This is a genomic window from Mycobacterium sp. IDUB_19, assembly GCF_055419445.1.
In genome coordinates this window covers 1-1,220 of sequence record NZ_JBVAXR010000150.1, presented here as the reverse complement: position 1 = coordinate 1,220, position 1,220 = coordinate 1, and the positions used below count along the sequence as shown (strand labels likewise).

Sequence of the window (1,220 nt, the reverse complement as noted above, 5' to 3'; positions counted from 1 at the left end):
TGGGGGAAATCAAATCCGCCACCACCCGGTCGTGGCCTGAGCCTGCTTGCCCCGGCCCGGATCAGCGGCGAAGTCGCCGGGCGACCAGCTTGGCGAACTCGACGGTGGACCGGCGGACCGATTCGAGTTCCAATGACACCAGCAGCGTGTCCACCATCGCGAACGGCAGCGTGGTGACGACCGCTCCGCGGCCGTACTCGATGTGCCAAGAGCCGGGATGAATGGTCAGACCCCTCGCGTGGCCCTTCTCGAGGCAGGTGTGTTCACCGGGCAGCAGCGTCATGGGTTTCATGTCGTCGGTCTCGAGATCGTATGAGTCAATTTGGCCGGCCATCAGGAACTTGTGGATCTCCACTCGCTTGTAGCGGCCCGAAAAGCCTTGTGTGCCAGTGGGAGAACCGAAAATCACGATGTACTCACGAGGGCTGAAGTAGAGAAAGCGGACCTTGCCGAGGATCCCGCCGGCCTTGCTGCCCACCCATCGCCCGGGTGTCGGATCGACGAGGTCCGGATATTCATCGGCGATCAGTCGAATGGCCCGCGTGATCAACTCGCCGTCGTCGAGCGGCAGGCCGACGACTTGTTCGGCGATCTTGTGCAGCGAATCCGGGTCGATTTTGTACGACATCAGTCGTCCTGCCTCACTTGCGCACTAGACCTGGGCCCGTCCTTTGATTGACTTGAGCCAACAGCATATCCGGCCGCCGGGCTTGACGTTGGCTAGCGAAGGGTCGACTGAATAAGGTTCAAACTCCTGTGCCACCGCCAAAACTATCGGCGAGATATCGCAGTAGAACTATCCGCCACCTCCCGTCGGTGCCGGTGCCGCCGGTGGCGTCTGACCAAGACCCGTATCAGGCACCGCTGCCGGCGGCCCAGGCAGGGGAAGCGCGTTGGGATCGACCCACGGTGGTCTCAGCGGGTTATGCAAAGGATCGAGTGTGTAGTTCATGCGATACGGGTCCTCGGGCTCGGGTGGCACGGGCATATCGGGCTGCCCCCAGTGGGTCCCCAGCAGCAGTCCCCGCTTGAGCCGTGGAATCGACAGGTCCAACTCGGCACTGATATTGAAGTAGTCGCCTCGGACGGCTCGGTCGACGAAGTTCTGGTTGAACGGGAACACAAACCCCGCCGCGATCGCCGTGCCGAACTCCGGTCCCACATCGGCGAGCGCTTTGATGGCCGGCTCCAGGTTTTTGAGATTCTTGACCAGGTCGTCC

Annotated in this window: 1 protein-coding gene and 1 pseudogene; both read right to left on the bottom strand. The window is 62.0% G+C overall.

Features of this window, described 5'->3' with window-relative positions:
• Nucleotides 1-61: 61 nt before the first annotated feature.
• A complete protein-coding gene (locus tag ACZY0B_RS27545; RefSeq protein ID WP_463767387.1) occupies nucleotides 62-628 on the bottom strand; it encodes an isomerase in 567 nt (188 codons plus the stop codon).
• Between the two features lie 168 nt (nucleotides 629-796).
• Nucleotides 797-1,220 (bottom strand): annotated as a pseudogene (locus ACZY0B_RS27540) (MCE family protein); the annotation flags it as partial.